Here is a 21,745-nt window from a genome sequence, read left to right on the forward strand (position 1 = left end):
GGCCTGCGATTATAGACGCCCAAGCGCAAAGGCCAGCACCAGGTCCGCGAAGCGTCCGAAGGGCGCATGCAGCAGACGGGGCAGGCTCCACCTCCCCTGCACATAGACACCCTTGGCATGGCTCATCACCCTGAAGCCTTCGATCCCGTGATAGGCGCCCATGCCACTGGCGCCAACGCCGCCGAAGGGCAGGTCGTCCTGCGCCACGTGCATGAGCGTATTGTTGATGCCGACATTGCCTGAGGTGGTGCGCGCGAGCAGCAGGCGGCGGTCGGCGCCGTCCGGCCCAAAGTAATACAGGGCAAGTGGACGTGGCCTCGCATTCACGTACCCGATGACTTCCACAACCTCGCGGTAGACCAGCACCGGCAGGATGGGACCGAAAATCTCTTCCTGCATCAGCGCCATGTCGTCGCTCACATCGACGACCAGGACCGGCGCGAACGTGCGGGTGCGCTTCGCTGCATGCCCGGGATGCCTGCCCGCTTCGATCACCCGCGCACCCTTGGCCAGCGCATCCGCCAACAGTCCGCTCAGGCGCTCATGATGCCGCTCGCTGATGATGGACGTGTAGTCCGGATCGGTCGGCCCGCCGGGATAGAAGGCCGCGACCGTCTCCTTGTAGAGGGATATGAAGCGCTCCAGGTCGTCCTCGTGCACGAAGGCGTAATCCGGGGCCACACAGGTTTGTCCCGCATTCGACAGTTTGCCGTACACGAGGCTTTTCATGGTCCGCGCATCGGCATGGCCGCGCGCGACGATCGCCGGACTCTTGCCGCCCAATTCCAGGGTGAGCGGCACCAGGTTCTCGCTGGCGGCCTTCATCACCTTGCGTCCGACCGCGGTACTTCCAGTGAACAGCAGATGGTCGAAGGCCAGCGCACTGAATGCCGCGCCGGTTTCCACGCCGCCCAGCACCACCGCCACTTCCTCCGCCGCGAAGGCGCCGGCCAGCATGCGCCGGATCGTTTCGCTGGTGCGCGGCGTGAGCTCGGAAGGCTTGATCATCGCCCGGTTCCCGGCTGCGAAGGCCGTTGCAAGCGGAATGATCGTCAGGGAAAACGGATAATTCCAGGGCGCCATAATGCCGACCACACCCAACGGCTGGTATTCGACATAGGCGCGTCCCGTCCGATAAGACAGGCCGACGTGCCGCCGTTCGCGCTGCATGAAGCGGCGCAGATTGCGCGTCAGGTAGTCGATCGCCTGCACGGTCCCCATCAGTTCCATGATGCCGGTTTCGTAGCGGGAGCGCTTGCCGAAATCCGCGCCGATCGCGCTCTCCAGTTCCGCACGATGCTCGAGCACGGCCGCACGAAGCCGCTTCAAGCGGTCCTTGCGTTCCTTCAAGCCTGGCGCGCCATCGTCGAGGAAGGCTTTGCGCTGCCGCTGCAGCATCATGGCCATTTGTTCCTTGCAGGGCATATCGAATGAAGTCATTGCCGGTATCCTGTATCGGGTCAGACGGAAGCCTGGCGGCTCATCCAGCGGCGGTAACGCCGGGTCTTGATCGCCGTGTCGAGCTGCTGCTCGATGAAGGCGAAGACGGGCATGACGCCCGGATTGGGCTTCCTGCCGCTGCTGAGCCTGCGCAACTGATGCTTGACCATCGACATGTAAGCGATCGACGCCAGCACCTTGTTTTTCCAGCCGATCGCACGCAGCACGGGCGCACTGGCTTTCCCCGATTTCCATTCTTTCGGCAGTCCGGGATTCAAGGCCAGTGCCGTGCCGATGCCGACGACGTCGATACCGCCAGCCAGCACCTGCTCGGCAACGGGCAGGCGGCGAATGCCGCCGGTGACCATGATGGGCATGCTCGCGACGGAAGCGATGTCCTGCGCGAATTCGAGAAAATACGCTTCGCGCGCCAGCGTCCGTCCATCCCTGGTCTGGCCGTGCATGGCCGGCGCTTCGTAACTGCCGCCGGACAGTTCGAGGACGTCGATGTTCAGGTGGTTCAACATGGCCACCACATCCTTCGCATCTTCCGGGCTGAAGCCGCCGCGCTGGAAGTCCGCCGAGTTGAGCTTGACCGACACGGCAAAGCCGGCGCCGACGCGGGCCCGGACTTCGCTCACGACGTCGAGCAGGATACGGGCCCTGTTCCCGATCGTGCCGCCCCAGCGGTCGCTGCGCTTGTTGGTGATCGGCGACAGGAACTGGCTGATCAGATAACCATGCGCGGCATGGATTTGCACGCCATTGAAACCGGCTTGTTCGGCAAGCACGGCCGTGTTGACGAAGCGGCGCTTGACCTCGGCGATGTCTTCCTCGGACATCTCTTTCGGCGCAGTGAACTGCTTCGAAAACCGTCCCATGTCCATGGCAACCGCCGATGGCGCGAGCGTATCCTGCCCGAGCGATGCCGGCATCTGGCGGCCCGGATGGTTGATCTGCATCCAGATCTGCGCGCCGCGTGTACGTGCGGCGCGCGCCCATTGCTCGAAGCGCGCCATGTGTTGCGTCGACTCGAGAACGACGCCGGCAGGTCCCGTCATGGCGCGGCGATCGATCATGACATTCCCGGTGATCATGAGGCCCGCCTCGCCTTCCGCCCAAGTCTGGTAAAGGCGGATCAGCTCATCGGATGGCGCATGATCGGCATCCGCCAGGTTTTCTTCCATGGCGGCCTTGGCCAGGCGGTTGGGAAGCAGTGTGCCGTTAGGCAAAGTCAGTGCAGTGAACGGGCTCAAATCGGGCTCCTTGGTGTCGATGGATGGGATCCTAAGATTCAAGTTCGCTTTAAGGTCAACAACAAAGTTGGAAACGCCACATGGCGATTGACCTTCAAGTTGACTTCATGTGTAGAGTGGCCCCATGGACCAACACGAGAAGCATATGAAGATAGGCGAACTTGCAAAGCAGACTGGCCTGGCGCCGTCCGCGATCCGGTTTTATGAATCCAAGGGGCTGCTGAAATCGGTAGGCCGTTCGTCGAACGGCTACCGCGAATACCCGCCGGAAGCGGCCGCGATATTGAAGATCGTGATCAATGCCCAACAGACCGGCTTCACACTCGACGAAATCAAGGGAATTCTGCCGGCAAATTCCGCGGGCTGGCAGCACGATGAACTGGTCGCCACGCTTTACAGGAAACTGGGCGACATCGAATCGATGGAGCGCCGTCTTGCGGAAAACAAGGCGAATATCCTGTCCCTGATCGGTCTGATCGACGCCAAGCCGGAAGGCATGGCCTGCCAGGACAATGCCGTCCGCGTGCTGGAAACCGTTGGCCTCCGCCCCAGAAAAAAGACCCCTTGACTCTCAAGCTGGCTTGAAAGTTAGCATGCCCTGGATCGCAACTTAATCGGTTCAATCCGGCATGAGGGAAACAATGAATATCAGGACTATCGCAGCACTGGCAACATGCATTCTGGGATCGATAACGATGGACACCAGGGCGGACAACAGCATCATCGATATCGCCGGTCATCCGGTACCGGTGGTCGCGGGCGGCCTCTATGATCGCTACCGTTCCAATCCGCCATTGGAGGTGATTCGAAACGAAGCGCCCGATGTCGATCTGAGCTGGTTCAAGACCCTGAACAAGACGAAGGTGGACATCGGCTTCGAAACGTATTCGCCGAATTTCTATTACAAAGACAGCAGGATGACGGCCATCTTTACCGCCGACCTCGCGACCTTGCGCGGCTTGATCCCGGCCGGGGTCAGGGACAAGGTCCAGCCGCTCCAGGTATGGCCCGGCAGAGGCGTGATCGCCCTGACCGCGTATGCCTACCATTATTGCGACAACGATAGCTATAACGAAATTTCCCTGGCCATCGTGACGAATGCGCCCGGCTCCCGGAGTTTCGGGCCGCTGTCCCTGCTCGGCCAATCCAGGTCGAAATCCTTCTGGGCTTATGTCCTCAAATTGCCGGTGAACACGGAATTGGCAAGAGTGCGGGGCGTGGTCGGCTACAACCTGCCGAAATGGCTGACCGACATCCGCTTCAAGGAAAACGACAACACCATCACCGTTGAAATCAGCGACAAGGACACGGGAAAAGTCGACGTGGTTCTCGAAGGACGCAAGCTGTCCGATCTCTCGACCGAACCCGAGATCGTCACCAACAGTTTCACGAATGTCGACCGACAGGGAGCGCTGAATTACGGGTATGCCGTATCGCGCCAGCTGCGCCACGGCTCCACGACCGACGCCGATGCGGCGAATCTCAAACTCGGCGACGGCAGCCTGTCCACCTATATAAAATCGCTGAAACTCGGGAAGCTCCTGAAATACGAATATGTTCCCGAGTTCCAGAGTGCCTTGTATGCACCGCAGCCATTATCCAGGCTCGGGAGCCGATGACTTTCCAGTGTTTCATCCAACCAAAGGAGTATCGACCATGGAATTTGTGAAAACGAAAGACGGCGTGGATATTTTTTACAAGGATTGGGGCCCGCGGGATGCGCAGACCATCTTTTTCCATCACGGCTGGCCGCTCAGCGCGGACGACTGGGACACGCAGATGCTGTTCTTCCTGAACCAGGGTTTCCGGGTCGTCGCGCACGACCGGCGCGGGCACGGGCGCTCCAGCCAGGTATGGGACGGTCATGACATGGACCACTACGCCGACGACGTGGCGGCCGTGGTCGAGCATCTCGGCGTTCGCGGCGCCGTGCATGTCGGGCACTCGACCGGCGGCGGCGAAGTCGTCCGCTACATCGCCCGGCATGGCGAGGACCGAGTTGCCAAGGCCGTTCTCGTCAGCGCCGTGCCGCCGCTGATGCTGAAGACCGAGAACAATCCGGACGGCACGCCGAAAGAGGTCTTCGACGACTTCCAGGCGCAGCTGGCGGCGAACCGGGCGAAGTTTTACCACGACATCCCGGCCGGTCCCTTCTATGGCTACAACCGGCTGCTGACCAAGGCATCGGAACCCGTCATCCTGAACTGGTGGCGCCAGGGCATGATGGGCGGCGCCAAAGCGCATTACGACGGCATCGTCGCCTTCTCGCAGACCGACTTCACGGCCGACCTGCAGGGCATCGGCATCCCGGTCCTGGTCATTCACGGCGACGACGACCAGGTCGTGCCCTACAAGGCCTCGGGACCGCGCTCGGCCGAGCTGGTGCGAAACGGCACGCTCAAGACCTACAAGGGCGCGCCGCACGGCATTCCCACCACCCACGCCGACGAATTGAACGCCGACCTGCTGGCCTTCATACGCGGCGCATAGCCCGGCGTGTGGGCGCTCTGTTGTCATTCGTCGTATGCTCTGCCCATCCACGTTTTACACTCGAGGAAGCGATGAACGACAACACCGCCTACCGCTACGGCCAGCAAATGCATGCCAGCGACAAGTACCGCAATCGTTCGTGGGACGAAGTCGAAACGGATCTGAAGAGGGACTGGGAAAGCGGCGGCGCCGGGGCTTCGTCCTGGGAGGCGTCCAGGATCGATGTGCGCCAGGGCTGGGACAGCGTCGCGCCGGACATCACCGCCGACACCTACTACCGTACGCACTGGAATGCGCGTTATTCGAACGAAGCCGGCAATGGCGACTACGACGAACATGCGCCGGCCTACCTCTTCGGCGACGAAGCACGCCGCCTCGAAAAATACCGTAGCCACGATTGGGACGCAGCCGAGCCGCACTTGAAATCGGACTGGGAAGCGCGGCACCCGGGGCAGCTGTCACCTTGGGAAAGGTTCAAGGATGCGGTGAAGCACGGCTGGAACCGCGTCCATCTCGACACGGACGACCGGACTTCCTGAGCAGACGACAGGCCTCGCCGCCCGCTGTTGTCAGACAACCTGCGTTGAAGCCGCCGGCGTGAGCTGGGCGGCTTCCAGCGCTTCCTGCGCCCTGCGCAGCCGCTCCCGGCTGTTACCGAGATGCAGGCGCATCGCCGCCCGCGCCGACTCGGTATCCCCGCGCGCGATGGCATCGACGATCTGCTCGTGCTCGCGCCCCACCTGTTCCATATAGCTGACCGGATCGGCATGCGTCAGCCGCGCCGAGTTGATGCGCGCACGCGGGATGATGTTCTCGCCCAGGTGCTGCAGGATGGCGTGGAAATACTGGTTGCCGGACGCCTGGGCGATCGCCAGGTGGAAGCGCCGGTCCAGCTCGACGGTGTCATGGCCCAGGCGCGCGCCCTGCTGCAGGGCCGCCAGCGCGGCGCGTATCTCCGCCAGCTGCGCCTCGCTGCGGCGCGCCGCCGCCAGGCCGGCCGCTTCGGTCTCCAGGCCGATCCGCAATTCCAGCAGGGCGATCACGTCGCGCACCGTCATCACCGTGGCCGGGTCGATGCCCATGATGGCCGACGGCGGGGGCGGCAGCACGAAGGTGCCGATGCCGTGGCGCGTCTCGACCAGGCCGGCCGCCTGCATGCGCGAGATCGCCTCGCGCACCACGCTGCGGCTGACGCCCTGCTCCACCACGATTTCCGTTTCGGTCGGCAGTTTGTCGCCCGGCTGCAACGCGCCATCGCGGATGCGCTCACTGAGCTGCGCGACGACGAGCTCGGCCAGATTGCGATGTTTTTTGGGTGGTGTGAGCATCTCGCGCGATTGCTATTTCAGGAATGTCTGGATTATACTGGCCCGAACGTTGTAAGACATCAGACAACCTAGAACGGGCAGGAGACATCAGATGGATTCGCAAAACACCGTCACGCCACGCAGCATCCGGATGCACGACAAGGATAACGTCGCCATCGTCGGGAACGACGGCGGCCTGCCTGCCGGCACCGTCTTCCCCGACGGGCTGGTATTGAAGGACAAGGTCCCGCAGGGGCACAAGCTGGCGCTGCGGCCCATCGCGCAAGGCGAAGCCATCCTGCGCTACAACGTCACCATCGGCTACGCGCTGCGGGACATCGAGCCGGGCAGCTGGATCGAGGAATCGCTGGTCGGCATGCCGCCGGCGCGCGAGCTCGACAACCTGCCTATCGCCACCATCCGCCCCGATCCCCTGCCCCCGCTCGAGGGCTATACCTTCGAAGGCTATCGCAACCCGGACGGCTCGGTCGGCACCCGCAACATCCTCGCCATCAGCACCACGGTGCAGTGCGTGTCCGGCGTGGTCGAATTCGCCGTCAAGCGCATCAAGGACGAGCTGCTGCCCAAGTACCCGAACGTCGACGGCGTCGTCAGCATCGACCACACCTACGGCTGCGGCGTCGCCATCGAAGCGCCCGGCGCCGAGATCCCGATCCGCACCCTGCGCAACATCGCGAAAAACCCGAACTTCGGCGGCCGCGCCATGCTGGTCAGCCTGGGCTGCGAAAAGCTGCAGCCGGCGCGCCTGTTCCCGGCTGGCGCGCTGCCGATCAAGGATGTCGCGGGCCCGGACCACGTCTGCCTGCAGGACAACGCCCACGTCGGCTTCGGCTCGATGATCGAATCCATCATGGACACCGCCGAGCGCCATCTGATGGAACTGAATGCGCGCCGCCGCGAGACCTGCCCTGCCTCCGACCTGGTGGTGGGCGTGCAGTGCGGCGGCAGCGACGCCTTCTCGGGCGTGACCGCGAACCCGGCGGTCGGCTTTGCCAGCGACCTGCTGGTGCGCGCCGGCGCCGCCGTGATGTTCTCGGAAGTGACCGAGGTCCGCGACGGCATCGACCAGCTGACCGCACGCGCCGCCGACGAGGAGGTGGCCCAGGCCATGATCCGCGAGATGGCCTGGTACGACGAATACCTCAAACGCGGCGGCGTCGACCGCAGCGCCAACACCACGCCAGGGAATAAAAAAGGCGGACTGGCCAACATCGTCGAAAAGGCGATGGGCTCGATCATCAAGTCCGGCACTGCCCCCATCTCGGGCGTGCTGTCGCCGGGCCAGAAGCTGGAGCAGAAGGGCCTGATCTACGCCGCCACGCCGGCCAGCGATTTCATCTGCGGCACGCTGCAGCTGGCGGCCGGCATGAACGTCCACGTGTTCACCACCGGCCGCGGCACGCCCTACGGCCTGGCGGCGGTGCCGGTCGTGAAGGTCGCCACCCGCGACGATCTGGCGCGGCGCTGGCACGACCTCATGGACATCAACGCCGGCCGCATCGCCACCGGCGAGGCGACGATCCCGGATGTCGGCTGGGAGCTGTTCCAGTTCATCCTCGACGTCGCCAGCGGCCGCAAGAAAACCTGGGCCGAGCACTGGCGCCTGCATAACGCGCTGGCGCTGTTCAATCCGGCCCCGGTCACGTAACCCCCGCATCCCGAACGACACCGACTGCGCTTGCCTTCGAAAGGCCGGCGCGGCCGGCGCACGCCCCTACGCCAACAACAGACAGGAGACAAGCATGAAAAAGGCAGCACTGATCGTCGGCCTTGCCGGCGCGGCAGCAGCAACGGCAGCCCAGGCCCAGACCCAGGTCCAAATCTACGGCATCATGGACGCCGCCATCGTCGGCGAACATGGCGGGACCGCCAGCCCGTCCACCAAGCTGACCAGCGGCGCGGCCTCGGCCTCGCGCATCGGCTTCCGCGGCACCGAAGACCTGGGGAATGGCCTGTCCGCCTTCTTCACGCTGGAGACCGGCGCCAAGATCGACACCGGCGAGCTCGATGCCAGCAACACCATCTTCAACCGCCAGGCCTTCGTCGGCCTGAAAGGCGGCTTCGGCGAGGTGGCGCTGGGCCGCCAGTACACGCCCTGGCACCTGGCCATGGTCGCCTTCGATCCCTTCGGCACCGGCTATGCGGGCAGCTCCAAGAACCTGTTCCCCGATAACGGCAGCAACGTCCGCACCAGCAATACGATCACGTATAAATCGCCGAAGCTGAACGGCTTCGACGGCGAGCTGGCCTATGCCATGGGCGAGCAGACCAGCTTTGCGACCGGGCGCCAGTTCGGCGGCGCGGTCGGCTATGCGCAAGGGCCGCTGGCGCTGCGCCTGGCCTACAACGCCAAGAACACGGACGCCGCCGCCACCGCGACGGTGCCGGCCGTCAGCCGCACGCTGGGGCGCAACACGCTGCTGGCCGCCACCTGGCAGTTCCCCGCCTTCAAGCTGCACGCCATCTACGGCGTCGACAAGGGCTTCAACAGCGCCACCCTGGGCAACGCGAACAATCCCTACGGCGGCGTCAAGCCGACCCCGTCCACCGACGGCCGCGACGTCCTGCTCGGCCTTACTGCGCCGGTCGGCCCGGGCAAGCTGATGTTCTCGGTGATGCACAAGGACGACCGCACCGCCTTCAACCAGGACGCCACAGCCTGGGGCATCGGCTACCTGTATGAGGTGTCGAAGCGCACGGGCCTGTACGCGGCCTACGGCCATATCGATAACAGGAACGGCGCAGGCTACACTGTCGCCAACAATACAGAATCGGGTACCGGGAACAGCGGCTACAACCTCGGTATCCGACACACGTTCTAAAGGGGATACGATGTTCGAGATCAGCCAGGTACGCTGCTTCGTCGCAGTGGCGGAAGAACTGCACTTCGGGCGCGCAGCCGAGCGCCTGAACATGACCCAGCCGCCGTTGAGCCGGCAGATCCAGCTGCTCGAACATCATGTGGGCACCCGCCTGCTCGACCGCAGCAGCCGCGGCGTGCGCCTGACGGCGGCCGGCAAGGCCTTCTTTCCGGAGGCGGCGCGGATCCTGCGCATGGCCGACGAGGCCGTGGTGACGGCGCGCCGGGTCGCCAAGGGCGAGCAAGGGGCGCTGGCGATCGGCTTCACCGCCGCCTTCGGCTACGGCCTGCTGCCCGACCTGGTGCGGCGCCTGCGCGAGCGCGCGCCCGGCATCTCGCTCACCCTGAAGGAACTCGTGACCACGTCGCAGCTTGAGGGGCTGGACAGCGGCCAGCTCGACATCGGCCTGATGCGCCCGCATGCGCGCCACGGCGAGCTCGAGACCGTGCTGCTGGCCACCGAGCCGCTGATGCTGGCGATTCCCGAGCGCGAGGCCCACGACTGGCCCGAGCAGCCGCTACTTTCCTGCGTGCACGGCAAGCCCTTCCTGATGTACTCGCCCTACGAGGCGCGCTACTTCTACCAGCTGCTGAACAACTGCTTCGACGCCGCCGGCGTGGTGCCGGACGTGGTCGAGCACATCGGCCAGATCCACACCATGCTGGCATTGGTGAGCTCGGGCGTCGGCGTCGCGCTCATCCCCACCGCGGCGGCGCGCCTGCAGCTGCGCGGCGTGGTGCTGCGCACGATGCAGACCGACCCTCCGGCGCCGGTGCAGACCGTGTGCGCCTACCGCCGCGACAACGGCAATCCCATCCTCGACGTCTTCAAACACGACATCCTGCCCGCCTTCATGCCTGCGCTCGACAGCGAGCGATCCAATTCCTGAATCGATCGAATCATTCATTGGTTTGGTTGAGCATGTAGGGCGGACTACTATACCTGTCATAAGAACAGTAAATGACTAACCTTCAGGAGACACTTGTGGAACAAACACAAGCCATCAGGTCCGCAGCCGCGGCCAAAGTGCAGACCCGCACGCGCTGGATGATGCTCGCCATCCTGTTCGCCGTTACCACCATCAACTACGCCGACCGCGCCACCATCTCGATCGCCGGTCCGGAAATCAAGAAGGCGCTCGGCCTCGACGCCGTGCAGATGGGCTTCGTGTTCTCGGCCTTCGCCTGGTCCTATGTGCTGGCCCAGCTGCCGGGCGGCTGGCTGCTGGACCGCTTCGGTTCCAAGATCACCTACTTCTTCAGCATCTTCCTGTGGTCGCTGTTCACGCTGTTCACTGGCGCGGCCGGCTTCGTGACCGGCGGCGCCGCGGTCGCCCTGCTGTTCGCCTTGCGCCTGCTGGTCGGCGCCGCCGAAGCGCCCTCCTTCCCGGGCAACAGCCGCATTACCTCGGCCTGGTTCCCGACCAACGAGCGCGGGCTGGCGGCGGCCATCTTCAACTCGGCGCAGTACTTCGCCACCGTGCTGTTCGCACCGATCATGGGCTGGCTGGTGCATTCCTACGGCTGGCAGAGCGTGTTCTACGTGATGGGCAGCCTCGGCATCCTGATGGCCTTCGTCTGGCTCAAGACCATCTACGCGCCGAAAGACCATCCCTCGGTCAGCCCGAGCGAACTGAAATACATCCAGGAAGGCGGCGCCCTGGTCGACCTCGACGGCGCGCAAAAGGCGCCGGCCCAGGTCAACACCCTCGCCTGCATCAAGGAGCTGCTGGGCAACCGCATGCTGCTGGGCGTGTACATCGGCCAGTACTGCATCACCACCCTCACCTACTTCTTCCTGACCTGGTTCCCCGTCTACCTGGTGCAGGAGCGCCACATGACCATCCTGAAGGCCGGCTTCGTGGCCTCGCTGCCGGCCATCGCGGGCTTCCTCGGCGGCGTCGCCGGCGGCTGGCTGTCGGACCGCCTGGCCAAGTCCGGCCATTCGCTGTCGGTGTCGCGCAAGGTGCCGATCGTGATCGGCATGCTGATGTCGATGAGCATGATCGCCTGTAACTACATCGAGACCGACATGGTGGTGGTCGCCGTGATGTCGCTGGCCTTCTTCGGCAAGGGCGTCGGCGCGCTGGGCTGGGCGGTGGTGTCGGACACCTCGCCGAAGGAAGCCGGCGGCCTGAGTGGCGCGCTGTTCAACACCTTCGGCAACACCGCCGGTATCACGACGCCCATCGTCATCGGCTACATCGTGCAGGGCACCGGTTCCTTTGCCGGCGCGCTGGTCTACGTTGGCGCCAACGCCGCACTGGCGATCTTCTGCTACCTGTTCATCGTCGGCGACATCAAGCGCGTCAGCCTCTCGACATCCCTGATCAAGCAATAAGGAAGCACCCATGAACAACTACGTCTCCGGCGCCCCCGTCGTCACCGAACTGCGCGTCGTTCCCGTGGCCGGCCAGGACAGCATGCTGCTGAACCTGAGCGGCGCGCACGGCCCCTGGTTTACCCGCAACATCGTCCTGATCAAGGACAGCGCCGGCAACACCGGCTTGGGCGAAGTCCCGGGTGGCGAAAAGATCCGCCAGACCATCGCCGATGCCGCTCCCCTCATCGTCGGCAAGACCCTGGGCGAGTACAACAACATCCTGAATGCGATGCGCAAGACCTTCGCCGACCGCGATGCGGGCGGCCGCGGCAACCAGACCTTCGACCTGCGCACCACCATCCACGCCGTCACCGCGGTGGAGTCGGCCCTGCTCGACCTGCTGGGCCAGTTCATGAACGTGCCGGTTGCCGCCCTGCTGGGCGAAGGCATGCAGCGCGACGCCGTCGAGATGCTGGGCTACCTCTTCTACGTAGGAGACCGCAGGAAGACGCCGCTGGACTACCGCAGCGAACCGGATGCCGGCAACGCCTGGTTCCGCCTGCGTAACGAGGAAGCGCTCACGCCGGAAGCCGTGGTGCGCCTGTGCGAAGCGGCGCGCGAGCGCTACGGCTTCAACGACTTCAAGCTGAAAGGCGGCGTGCTCTCCGCCGACGAAGAGATGGAAGCGGTCAATGCCATGCACGAGCGCTTCCCGGATGCGCGCATCACCCTGGACCCGAACGGCGCCTGGTCGCTGCAGGAAGCGATCCGCGTGTGCCGCGACAAGCACGGCGTGCTGGCCTATGCCGAAGACCCCTGCGGCGCGGAGAACGGCTTCTCCGGCCGCGAAGTGATGGCCGAGTTCCGCCGCGCCACCGGCCTGCCGACCGCCACCAACATGATCGCTACCGACTGGCGCCAGATGGCCCACTCGATCCAGCTGCAGTCGGTCGACATCCCGCTGGCCGACCCGCACTTCTGGACCATGCAGGGCTCGGTGCGCGTGGCCCAGTTGTGCGAGATGTTCGGCCTGACCTGGGGCTCGCACTCGAACAACCACTTCGACATCTCGCTGGCCATGTTCACCCACGTCGGCGCGGCCGCGCCGGGCAAGGTCACCGCCATCGACACCCACTGGATCTGGCAGGACGGCCAGCGCCTCACGAAGGATCCGCTGAAGATCGAAGGCGGCATGATCCGCATTCCTTCGAAGCCGGGCCTGGGCATCGAGATCGATGAAGCGGAGCTGGAGAAGGCCCACCAGGCCTACAGGAACATGGGCCTGGGCGCGCGCGACGATGCCGCCGCCATGCAGTTCCTGGTCCCGAACTGGACCTTCGATAACAAGCGCCCCTGCCTGGTGCGATAAACAAGACGAGTGGAGACAAGAATGAGCTACAAGGAGAAAGAAATGCGCCCCTACAGCGGCATCCCCAACCGCTTCAAACAGGACCTGCGCGCCGGCAAAGTGCAGATCGGCTGCTGGTCCTCGCTGGCCAACCCCTTCACCACCGAGATCCTGGGCCTCGCCGGCTTCGACTGGCTGCTGCTGGACGGCGAACATTCGCCGAATGACCTGAACGGCTTCATCTTCCAGCTGATGGCGCTGAAGGACAGCCCGAGCGCGCCGGTGGTGCGTCCGCAGTCGAACGACACTGTGCAGATCAAGCGCCTGCTCGACGCCGGCTTCTACAACTTCCTGGTCCCCTTCGTCGAGACCGCGGAAGAAGCGGCGAGCGCCGTCGCCGCCACCCGCTACGCGCCGGAAGGCGTGCGCGGCGTGTCGGTGTCGATGCGCGGCAACCGCTTCGGCACCATCGCCGACTACCACAAGATCAGCAACCAGCACATCACGGTGGCGCTGCAGATCGAGAGCCGCCAGGCGGTCGCCAACATCGAGGCCATCTGCGCGGTGGACGGCGTCGACTGCGTCTTCATCGGCCCCTCGGACCTGGCGGCCGGCTACGGCTACCTGGGCAACGCGAATCACCCGGAAGTGCAGGAAGCCATGCAGCAGGTGTTCGCCGCCGCCAAGGCTGCCGGCGTGCCGGTCGGGATCCTGGCGCCGGTCGAAGCCGACGCGCGCCGCTACATCGAGATGGGCGCGACCATGGTGGCCGTGGGCAGCGACCAGGGCCTGTTCCGCGCCGCCACCCAGGCGCTGCGCGACAAGTACGCATTCTGAAAATACGAAGTTAGGAGATACGACAATGAGCAAAATCGGATTCATCGGCCTCGGCATCATGGGCACCCCGATGGCGGGCCACCTGATCAAGGCCGGCCACGAAGTCTTCCTGTACACCCACGGCAGCGTGCCGGCCGAACTGGTCGACGCCGGCGGCAAGGCCTGCGGCTCGAGCAAGGAAGTCGCGCAGAACGCCGACGTGATCATCACCATGGTGCCGGATACCCCGCACGTGGCTTCCGCTTTGTTCGACGAGAATGGCGTGGCCGCCGGTCTCACGCCGGGCAAGGTGGTGGTCGACATGAGCTCGATCTCGCCGGTCGAGACCAAGGCATTCGCCGAGCGCATCAAGGCCCTGGGCTGCGAATACGTTGACGCCCCGGTGTCCGGCGGCGAAGTCGGCGCCAAGGCGGCCAGCCTCACCATCATGGTGGGCGGCTCGGAAGCGGCTTTCGACCGCGTCAAGCCGCTGTTCGAACTGATGGGCAAGAACATCACCCTGGTGGGCGAAAACGGCGCCGGCCAGACCTGCAAGGTGGCCAACCAGATCATCGTCGCGCTGAACATCGAAGCGGTGGGCGAAGCCCTGCTGTTCGCATCGAAGATGGGCGCCGATCCGGCCAAGGTGCGCCAGGCGCTGATGGGCGGCTTTGCGGCCTCGCGTATCCTGGAGGTGCACGGCGAGCGCATGGTCAAGCGCACCTTCGACCCGGGCTTCCGCATCGAGCTGCACCAGAAGGACTTGAACCTGGCGCTGTCGAGCGCGCGCGCGGTTGGCGTCTCGCTGCCGAACACCGCCACCGCCCAGGAACTGTTCAACAGCTGCGCGGCCCATGGCGGCAAAGGCTGGGACCACTCGGCGATGGTACGCGCGCTGGAAAAGATGGCAAACTTCGAAATCGGCCAAGGTCAAGCTTAAACCCGCGGCCTGAATTTTCCGGAGATTTTATGCAAGCCAGTCCACGCGAGCTGTTGGTGAAGATGTTCGAGGCGGCCATCGAGTCCGCCCAGCCCGAGCATTGCATACCCAGGCACCTTCCCGAGCCCGGCAAAGGCAGGACCATCGTGATCGGGGCCGGCAAGGCCTCGGCCGCGATGGCGCAGGCGCTGGAAAAGAACTGGACCGGGCCGCTGTCCGGCCTGGTCGTCACGCGTTACGGCTATGCTGTGCCTTGCGAGCGCATCGAGATCGCCGAGGCGGCACACCCGGTGCCGGACCAGGCCGGCCTGGACGCGGCAAAGCGCATCATGGATCTGGTGAGCGGCCTGTCTGCCGACGACACCGTGATCTGCCTGATCTCGGGCGGCGGCTCCTCGCTGCTGCCTCTGCCCCTGGGTGGGATTACGCTGGAAGACAAGCAGGCCGTGAACCGCGCCCTGCTCGCTTCCGGCGCCACCATCGGCGAAATGAACACCGTGCGCCGCCATCTCTCGGCGATCAAGGGCGGCCGTCTTGCTGCCGCCTGCCATCCGGCGCGCGTGGTCACGCTTCTCATATCCGACGTGCCGGGCGACCAGCCCTGCGACATCGCTTCCGGCCCGACGGTCGGCGACCCGACCACCTGCGCGGACGCGCTGGCAATCGTGAAACGCTACGGTATCGCCCTGCCGGCGGCCGTGCGCGAAGTGCTGGAGAGTGGGCGCGGAGAATCGGTCAAACCGGGCGATCTCAGGTTGTCACGCTGTGAAACCCGGATGATCGCGACGCCGCAGATGGCGCTGGAAGCAGCGGCTACCGTGGCGCGCGACGCTGGCATCACGCCCTACATCCTCGGCAATGCGATCGAGGGCGAGGCGCGCGACGTCGGCAAGGCGATGGCGGGCATTGCGCGCCAGGTGGCCGAGTATGGCCAGCCATTCGCGAAACCCTGCGTGATGCTGTCCGGCGGCGAGACCACCGTAACGGTGCGCGGCCAGGGCCGCGGCGGGCGCAATGTGGAGTTCCTGTTATCGCTGGGCCTGACGCTGGAAGGCCGCGCCGGCATTCATGCGCTGGCCGGGGATACCGACGGCGTCGACGGGCAGGAAGAGATCGCCGGAGCGGTGCTGGGGCCGGACACGCTGGAGCGCGCGTGGGCGCTGGGGATCAAGCCGGCCGATTCGCTGCAGAACAACGATGGGCACGGCTTCTTTGGGGCGCTGGGAGATTCGGTGGTGACCGGGCCGACGCTGACCAATGTGAATGACTTCAGGGCGGTGCTGGTCAGCTAGCCGCTCAGCCTTCGATCATGACGCTGCCTTCCGGGTCGATGCGGTTGCCGTAGGAAGCCACCCAGGCATTGAACAGGCTACGCCAGAAGCCCACGCCTGGCTCGCGGAAAGCCGGGGTATCCATGGATTGCATTTGAACGGCTGCGCTGGACTGGTTGGACATGATGCACCTTTCGAAGAATATCTGGAATGGTGACCATGTTAGATATCCGCCGATATATCGTCCAATGATATGTTCTGATGCCGGCCATCACGCACGCGAATGGCCGGCTTCTCCCCTGAATCTCAGCTATCAAGATGGGAAATGAGTGCCTGCGGCGGCGATGATGAGCGCGCATGGTGCACGTCCACCGACACCCCCACCGCCATGATGTCGATGAGGAGAAGCTGCAGCACCCGCGAGATCATCGACAGGAAGCTCGTATTGTCCTCGGCGTGATCGACCGCCAGCACCACGCTGGCGCGCTTGGCCAGCGGCGACTGGCTGCTGCTGATCGCGATGACATCGGCGCCGGCGGCGCGCGCCTTGTCGACGGCCGCCAGCAGCTCGGGCAGGCGGCCCGAATTCGAGATCGCAACCACCACGTCGCCCGGTCCCAGCAGGTCGGCCGCAAGGCTGAACAGGTGCGAATCGCCATACAGCGCGGTCGGGATGCGGAAGCGGAAGAACTTGTGCTGGCCGTCCAGCGCCACCACGCGCGCATTGCCCATCGCGTAGAACTCGATGCGGCGCGCGCGGCTCACCAGCTCGATCGCACGGTCGATCGCGCGCACGTCCAGCTGGTCGCGGAATTTCAGGATGGCCGACACGGTGTTGTCGATGACTTTCGCCGACAGGTCGTGGGTGCTGTCGCTGTGGCGCACCTGGCTGTGGCGCACCGGGATCGAGCCGGTCAGCGAGCTCGCGAACTTCAGTTTGAAGTCGGCCAGGCCCAGGAAGCCCAGCGAGCGACAGAAGCGGATCACGGTCGGCTGGCTGACGTCCGCCAGTTTCGCAATGCCGGCGATCGGCTCGTTCAGCACCAGGCGCGGCTGCTCCAGTACCAGCGTGGCAACGCGCTGCTCGGCCGGGGTCAGCTCGGTCTGCAGCTGGCGAATGCGGTCCATCAGCGTGTTGTCGCCGCTGCGGCCGCGCAGGTGCTCGGACAGGATGTTGGCGACGCCGTCGAAGGCCACGTGCGGCGTGCTGATGACATAGGTCGGAATGTCGGCGATGTAGCCCGAGAAGCGGCCCTTGGCTTCGAAGCGGGTGCGGAAAGGCGAAGTGCGGAACCACTCGCCCAGGCGCGGCACGATGCCGCCGCCGATGAAGATGCCGCCGAAGGCGCCCAGGGTCACCGCCAGGTTGGCCGCGGCGCCGCCCAGCATGCCGCAGAAGCATTCCAGCACTTCCAGGCACAGCGGGTCCTTGTCTTCCAGCGCGGCGGCGATGATGGCGGCGGAGTCGCGCGGCGGCGCATCGACGCCGTTGCGCTCGGCCAGCGCGCGATGGATGATTTCCATGCCCGGGCCGGAGATCAGGCGTTCGTTGGACACGTGAGTCCATTCGCGCCAGGCGGTCTGCAGGATCGCGAACTCGCGCTCGTCGCTGGGCGCGAAGTTGACGTGGCCGCCCTCGCTGCCGAGGGTGACGAAGCCGTCCACGGTGGGGATCCCGCCCGACACGCCCAGGCCCGTGCCCGGCCCCAGCACGCCCAGCACCGCATGCGGCACCGGCTTGCCCGGCCCTACCTGCATCAGGTCTTCCGACTTCAGGCCGGGAATCGCCATCGCGAGCGCCGTGAAATCGTTGACGATCAGGAGCGTCGTCAGGCCCAGCTCGCGCCGCACTTCGTCGGTGGAGAAGGCCCAGGGCCGGTTGGTCATGCGGACGTAGTCGCCGTCGACCGGATTGGCCAGCGCCAGCGCTGCATGGTTCAGGCGCAGGTCCTCATGTTCGGACAGATAAAAACGGAGCAGCGGGACGATGCCGTCGAACTCGTCGCACCTCAGCACCCGCACCGAGCGGTAGGCGCCGGGCGCGGTCTGCAGTGCGAAGCGCGCATGGGTCGCGCCGATGTCGGCCAGCAGGCGCGGGCCGTCGGCAAAGGCGGTGCGGGCGTGTTTGCTGTCGGTCGCCACCTGCTCCTGCATCGCTTATCCTTTTTCGGCGATGCTGCCGAACCAGCCACCGTAAGGCGGCAGTGTCACGCTGGTACCAAGCACTTCGCCTTGCAGGCCATGGCCTTCCAGCTTGGTGGCGCCGGCCGCTTCCAGCCACTCGAAGCTCAACGGCGCATTGGTCACGTTGAACACGGCCATCACCGACGGGTGGCCCGGCAGGTCGCGGCGCAGCGCCAGTGCCTGTTCCGGCACGTCGAAGAAGACGATCTCGCCGCGCGTGATCTGCGGCATGGTGCGGCGCCAGTGGATGATCTGGCGCTGGAAGTTCAGCATCGATTGCGGGTCGCGGTCCTGCACGTCTTCCGCCAGCGCCAGGTGCTCGGCCGGCACCGGCAGCCAGGGCTTGCCGGTGGTGAAGCCGCCGTTCGCATCTGAAGCATTCCACGGCATCGGCGTGCGGCAGCCGTCGCGGCCCTTGAACTCGGGCCAGAAGGTGATGCCGTAGGGGTCCTGCAGCAGTTCGTAGGGAACGTCGGCTTCCGGCAGCGCCAGCTCGTCGCCCTGGTACAGGCAGGGCGTGCCCTTCAGCGACAGCTGCATGGCCAGCACCAGCTTGGACAGCGCGGGCGTGAATTCTCCGCTGGACCAGCGCGTCGCCACGCGGATCGCATCGTGGTTGCCGACCGACCAGGAAGCCCAGCCATCTTTTACACGCGCGTTGAATTCCTCGACCTGCTTGCGGATGTGGGATGCGCTGAACTGCGGCGTCAGCAGGTTGAAGCTGTAGGCCATGTGCAGCTTGTCGCCGCCCTCGGTGTACTCGGCCATCTGGGCCAGCGCATCGTCGGACGAGACTTCGCCGATCGACACCGCGCCGAATTCGTTCAGCAGCGCGCGCACCTTCTGCAGGAAGGCGATGTTTTCCGGCTGGGTCTTGTCATAGATGTGGGCCTGCATGCCGTAGGGGTTCACGTCCGTGACGGTCGAGGTGTCGCGCACCAGGGCCGGCGGATTGCTGCGCAGCTGCCGGTCGTGGAAGTGGAAGACGCAGGCGTCCATGCGCACGCCGTCGACGCCGCGCTCGAGCCAGAAACGCAGCGCATCGAGGTGGGCCTGCTGCACTTCCGGATTGTGGAAGTTGAGCTGCGGCTGGCTGACCAGGAAGTTGTGCATGTAGTACTGCTTGCGGCGCGTGTCCCACTGCCACGCCGAGCCGCCGAACACCGACAGCCAGTTGTTCGGCGGGTTGCCGTCCGCGAGCGGCTCGGACCACACGTACCAGTCGCTCTTCGGATTGTCGCGGCTCGAACGGCTCTCGATGAACCATGGGTGTGCATCGGCAGTGTGCGACATGACCTGGTCGATCATGATCTTCAGGCCGACGCTATGCGCCTTGGCGATCAGGGCGTCGAAGTCGGCCAGGCTGCCGAAGAGCGGATCGACGTCGCAGTAATCGGAGATGTCGTAGCCGAAGTCCTTCTGCGGCGACTTGAAGAAGGGGGACAGCCAGACGATGTCCACGCCCAGGCTGGCGATGTAATCGAGCTTGGCGGTGATGCCCGGCAGGTCGCCGACGCCGTCGCCATTCGTGTCGAGATAGCTGCGCGGATAGACCTGGTAAATGATGGCTTCTTTCCACCACGGATTCTGAGCGTCGGAAGGGTTCTTCATGATGATGTCCGATTAGTAAATTTTTACGCAATATACAGCATCAATACTGCGATGACAATCAGGGCCGGAACAGGAATTTATCGTAAATATCCTTTCAAATCATTACCTTATGAATTTCATGACTGAAGAATAATTGGCGGTGTAGTAGTCAAACTACAGATTCGATGTTAGGGTGGCGAACTTGCCAAAGAAGTTCTTGTTGCCAAGCTCGGCTGGCTTGCATAGCATCGCGGGCACAGCTGTACAACAAGCACGAGAGAGACCCCGATGACCAAGAACCCAGCGCCGGCCCGAACCGGCCGCATGCCGCGCCAAATCCCCTTCATCATCGCCAACGAAGGCTGCGAGCGTTTCAGCTTTTACGGCATGCGCAACATCCTGACGCCCTTCCTGATCTCCTCGCTGCTGCTGTTCCTGCCCGAGTCCGAGCGCGCCGGCGAGGCGAAGCACGTATTCCACACCTTCGTCATCGGCGTCTACTTCTTCCCGCTGCTGGGCGGCTGGCTGGCCGACCGCTTCTTCGGCAAGTACAACACCGTGTTCTGGCTCAGCCTCGTCTACTGCGCGGGCCATGCCTGCCTGGCTGCTTTTGAGAGCAATGTGCAGGGCTTCTACCTCGGCCTGTTCCTGATCGCGCTCGGCTCGGGCGGCATCAAGCCCCTGGTCGCTTCCTTCGTCGGCGACCAGTTCGACCACACCAACAAGGACAAGGCCAAGGTGGTGTTCGACGCCTTCTACTGGATCATCAACTTCGGCTCCTTCTTCGCCTCGCTGCTGATGCCGATCTTCCTGCGCGATTACGGCGCCGCGGTGGCCTTCGGCATCCCGGGCATCCTGATGTTCATCGCCACCCTGGTGTTCTGGAGCGGCCGCAAGAAGTACGTGCACGTGCCGCCGAGCGCCGCCAATCCGCACTCCTTCCTCAACGTGGCGAAAAGCGCCCTGCTGGCCAAGCGCGAGGGCGAAGGCCGTCCGGGCCTTGCGGTGGCCAGCGTCGGCGCGCTGGGCGCGGTGGTCTCGCTGGCCATGACGCCGAGCTGGGGCTTCGTGATCGCCGCCTGCACGGCGCTGGTGCTGCTGCTGGCCTTCGGCGGCATCGGCGTGTCCATGCAGCTGGAGCGTGCGCGCGGCCTGCATCCGGAAGATGCCGTCGACGGCGTGCGCGGCGTGCTGCGCGTACTGATCGTGTTCGCGCTGGTGACGCCCTTCTGGTCCCTGTTCGACCAGAAGGCTTCGACCTGGATCGTGCAGGCCAATTCGATGCTGCGCCCCACCCTGTCCCTGTTCGGCAGCGAGTTCCGCTTCGAGCCGGCGCAGATGCAGGCCCTGAATCCGCTGCTGGTGATGCTGCTCATCCCCTTCAATAACTTCGCCATCTTCCCGCTGCTGCGCAAACTCGGCTGGGAGCCCACCGCCCTGCGCCGCATGACCGCCGGGATCGCGCTGTCCGCCCTGTCCTGGGTCGCGATCGGCAGCATCCAGGTGGCGATGGATGGCGGCACGCCGGTCTCGATGGCCTGGCAGATCCTGCCCTACGCCCTGCTGACCATGGGCGAGGTGCTGGTCTCGGCCAGCGGCCTCGAATTCGCCTACAGCCAGGCGCCTGCGTCGATGAAGGGCGTGATCATGGCCTTCTGGTACCTGGCCGTGACGGTGGGCAGCCTGTGGGTGCTGATCGTGAACGCCAGCGTCAAGAACGAAGCGGTGCTCGGCCATATCGCCAACACCGGCCTGGGCGTGATGGCCTTCCAGATGTACTTCTTCGCGGCCTTCGCCTTTATCGCGGCCTTGGTATTCGGCTGGTACGCCACCCGCTACCGCATGGTAAATAACTATCGGTCCGACCTGACCGCCTGATTTTTTGAAACTAGCTATTCG

The 21,745-nt window shown here is 64.7% G+C and carries 18 protein-coding genes; 13 read left to right on the forward strand and 5 right to left on the reverse strand.

Annotated features, from left to right (window positions below; translation table 11 throughout):
• Nucleotides 1-9 precede the first annotated feature (9 nt).
• Both AC07PE_RS04650 and AC07PE_RS04655 read right to left on the reverse strand, forming a co-directional pair.
• Complete coding sequence (locus AC07PE_RS04650; RefSeq protein WP_498762037.1) at nt 10-1,440, reverse strand: coniferyl aldehyde dehydrogenase; 1,431 nt, start codon at nt 1,438-1,440, stop codon at nt 10-12.
• 20 nt (nt 1,441-1,460) lie between these two features.
• Nucleotides 1,461-2,696 carry an NADH:flavin oxidoreductase/NADH oxidase family protein gene (locus AC07PE_RS04655; protein ID WP_498762039.1) on the reverse strand — a complete coding sequence of 412 codons (1,236 nt, stop codon included), beginning with the start codon at nt 2,694-2,696 and terminating at the stop codon, nt 1,461-1,463.
• Between the two features lie 124 nt (nt 2,697-2,820).
• On the opposite strand from AC07PE_RS04655, the gene AC07PE_RS04660 reads away from it, so the two are divergent.
• The 4 genes from AC07PE_RS04660 to AC07PE_RS04675 all read left to right on the forward strand — a co-directional run bounded on the left by AC07PE_RS04660 (nt 2,821) and on the right by AC07PE_RS04675 (nt 5,725).
• Entirely contained in the window at nt 2,821-3,264 is a 444-nt protein-coding gene (locus AC07PE_RS04660; RefSeq protein ID WP_498762040.1) for a MerR family transcriptional regulator, read from the forward strand.
• A gap of 73 nt (nt 3,265-3,337) precedes the next feature.
• Complete coding sequence (locus tag AC07PE_RS04665) at nt 3,338-4,315, forward strand: acetoacetate decarboxylase (ADC) (RefSeq protein ID WP_498762042.1); 978 nt, start codon at nt 3,338-3,340, stop codon at nt 4,313-4,315.
• Between the two features lie 37 nt (nt 4,316-4,352).
• Nucleotides 4,353-5,186, forward strand: a complete 834-nt coding sequence (locus AC07PE_RS04670) for an alpha/beta fold hydrolase (RefSeq protein ID WP_498762044.1) — start codon at nt 4,353-4,355, stop codon at nt 5,184-5,186.
• A 71-nt stretch (nt 5,187-5,257) separates the two neighbouring features.
• A complete protein-coding gene (locus AC07PE_RS04675; RefSeq protein WP_498762046.1) occupies nt 5,258-5,725 on the forward strand; it encodes a hypothetical protein in 468 nt (155 codons plus the stop codon).
• Nucleotides 5,726-5,755: 30 nt separating this feature from the next.
• Here the strand turns inward: AC07PE_RS04675 and AC07PE_RS04680 are convergent, their stop codons facing one another.
• Nucleotides 5,756-6,514, reverse strand: coding sequence for a FadR/GntR family transcriptional regulator (locus tag AC07PE_RS04680; protein WP_498762048.1), 759 nt, complete (start codon nt 6,512-6,514; stop codon nt 5,756-5,758).
• A 91-nt stretch (nt 6,515-6,605) separates the two neighbouring features.
• Here AC07PE_RS04680 and garD point away from each other — a divergent pair, with 91 nt between their 5' ends.
• From garD to AC07PE_RS04720, 8 genes are all read left to right on the forward strand, one after another.
• Nucleotides 6,606-8,162 (forward strand): galactarate dehydratase, encoded by a 1,557-nt coding sequence (garD, locus tag AC07PE_RS04685; protein WP_498762050.1) that lies wholly within the window; start codon nt 6,606-6,608, stop codon nt 8,160-8,162.
• A gap of 94 nt (nt 8,163-8,256) precedes the next feature.
• Nucleotides 8,257-9,336, forward strand: coding sequence for a porin (locus tag AC07PE_RS04690; protein WP_498762052.1), 1,080 nt, complete (start codon nt 8,257-8,259; stop codon nt 9,334-9,336).
• A gap of 10 nt (nt 9,337-9,346) precedes the next feature.
• Nucleotides 9,347-10,264: a LysR family transcriptional regulator gene (locus AC07PE_RS04695; RefSeq protein ID WP_498762053.1), complete on the forward strand. Its 918-nt coding sequence runs from the start codon at nt 9,347-9,349 to the stop codon at nt 10,262-10,264.
• Nucleotides 10,265-10,422: 158 nt separating this feature from the next.
• Nucleotides 10,423-11,715 carry an MFS transporter gene (locus tag AC07PE_RS04700; RefSeq protein ID WP_498762971.1) on the forward strand — a complete coding sequence of 431 codons (1,293 nt, stop codon included), beginning with the start codon at nt 10,423-10,425 and terminating at the stop codon, nt 11,713-11,715.
• A 10-nt stretch (nt 11,716-11,725) separates the two neighbouring features.
• A complete protein-coding gene (gene gudD, locus AC07PE_RS04705; RefSeq protein ID WP_498762055.1) occupies nt 11,726-13,066 on the forward strand; it encodes a glucarate dehydratase in 1,341 nt (446 codons plus the stop codon).
• 21 nt (nt 13,067-13,087) lie between these two features.
• Nucleotides 13,088-13,882: a 2-dehydro-3-deoxyglucarate aldolase gene (gene garL / locus AC07PE_RS04710; protein ID WP_498762057.1), complete on the forward strand. Its 795-nt coding sequence runs from the start codon at nt 13,088-13,090 to the stop codon at nt 13,880-13,882.
• Between the two features lie 25 nt (nt 13,883-13,907).
• Complete coding sequence (gene glxR, locus AC07PE_RS04715) at nt 13,908-14,801, forward strand: 2-hydroxy-3-oxopropionate reductase (protein WP_498762059.1); 894 nt, start codon at nt 13,908-13,910, stop codon at nt 14,799-14,801.
• Between the two features lie 29 nt (nt 14,802-14,830).
• A complete protein-coding gene (locus AC07PE_RS04720) occupies nt 14,831-16,093 on the forward strand; it encodes a glycerate kinase type-2 family protein (RefSeq protein WP_498762061.1) in 1,263 nt (420 codons plus the stop codon).
• A gap of 285 nt (nt 16,094-16,378) precedes the next feature.
• On the opposite strand, the gene glk is transcribed toward AC07PE_RS04720, so the two are convergent.
• Nucleotides 16,379-18,226: a glucokinase gene (glk, locus tag AC07PE_RS04725; RefSeq protein WP_498762063.1), complete on the reverse strand. Its 1,848-nt coding sequence runs from the start codon at nt 18,224-18,226 to the stop codon at nt 16,379-16,381.
• A gap of 3 nt (nt 18,227-18,229) precedes the next feature.
• Nucleotides 18,230-19,867: an alpha-amylase family glycosyl hydrolase gene (locus tag AC07PE_RS04730; RefSeq protein ID WP_498762065.1), complete on the reverse strand. Its 1,638-nt coding sequence runs from the start codon at nt 19,865-19,867 to the stop codon at nt 18,230-18,232.
• Between the two features lie 303 nt (nt 19,868-20,170).
• Between AC07PE_RS04730 and AC07PE_RS04735 the strand changes: the two genes are divergently transcribed.
• Nucleotides 20,171-21,724 carry a POT-type proton-dependent oligopeptide transporter gene (locus AC07PE_RS04735; RefSeq protein ID WP_498762973.1) on the forward strand — a complete coding sequence of 518 codons (1,554 nt, stop codon included), beginning with the start codon at nt 20,171-20,173 and terminating at the stop codon, nt 21,722-21,724.
• Nucleotides 21,725-21,745: the final 21 nt, after the last annotated feature.

It is taken from the genome of Telluria sp. GW821-FHT07G12, assembly GCF_059418525.1.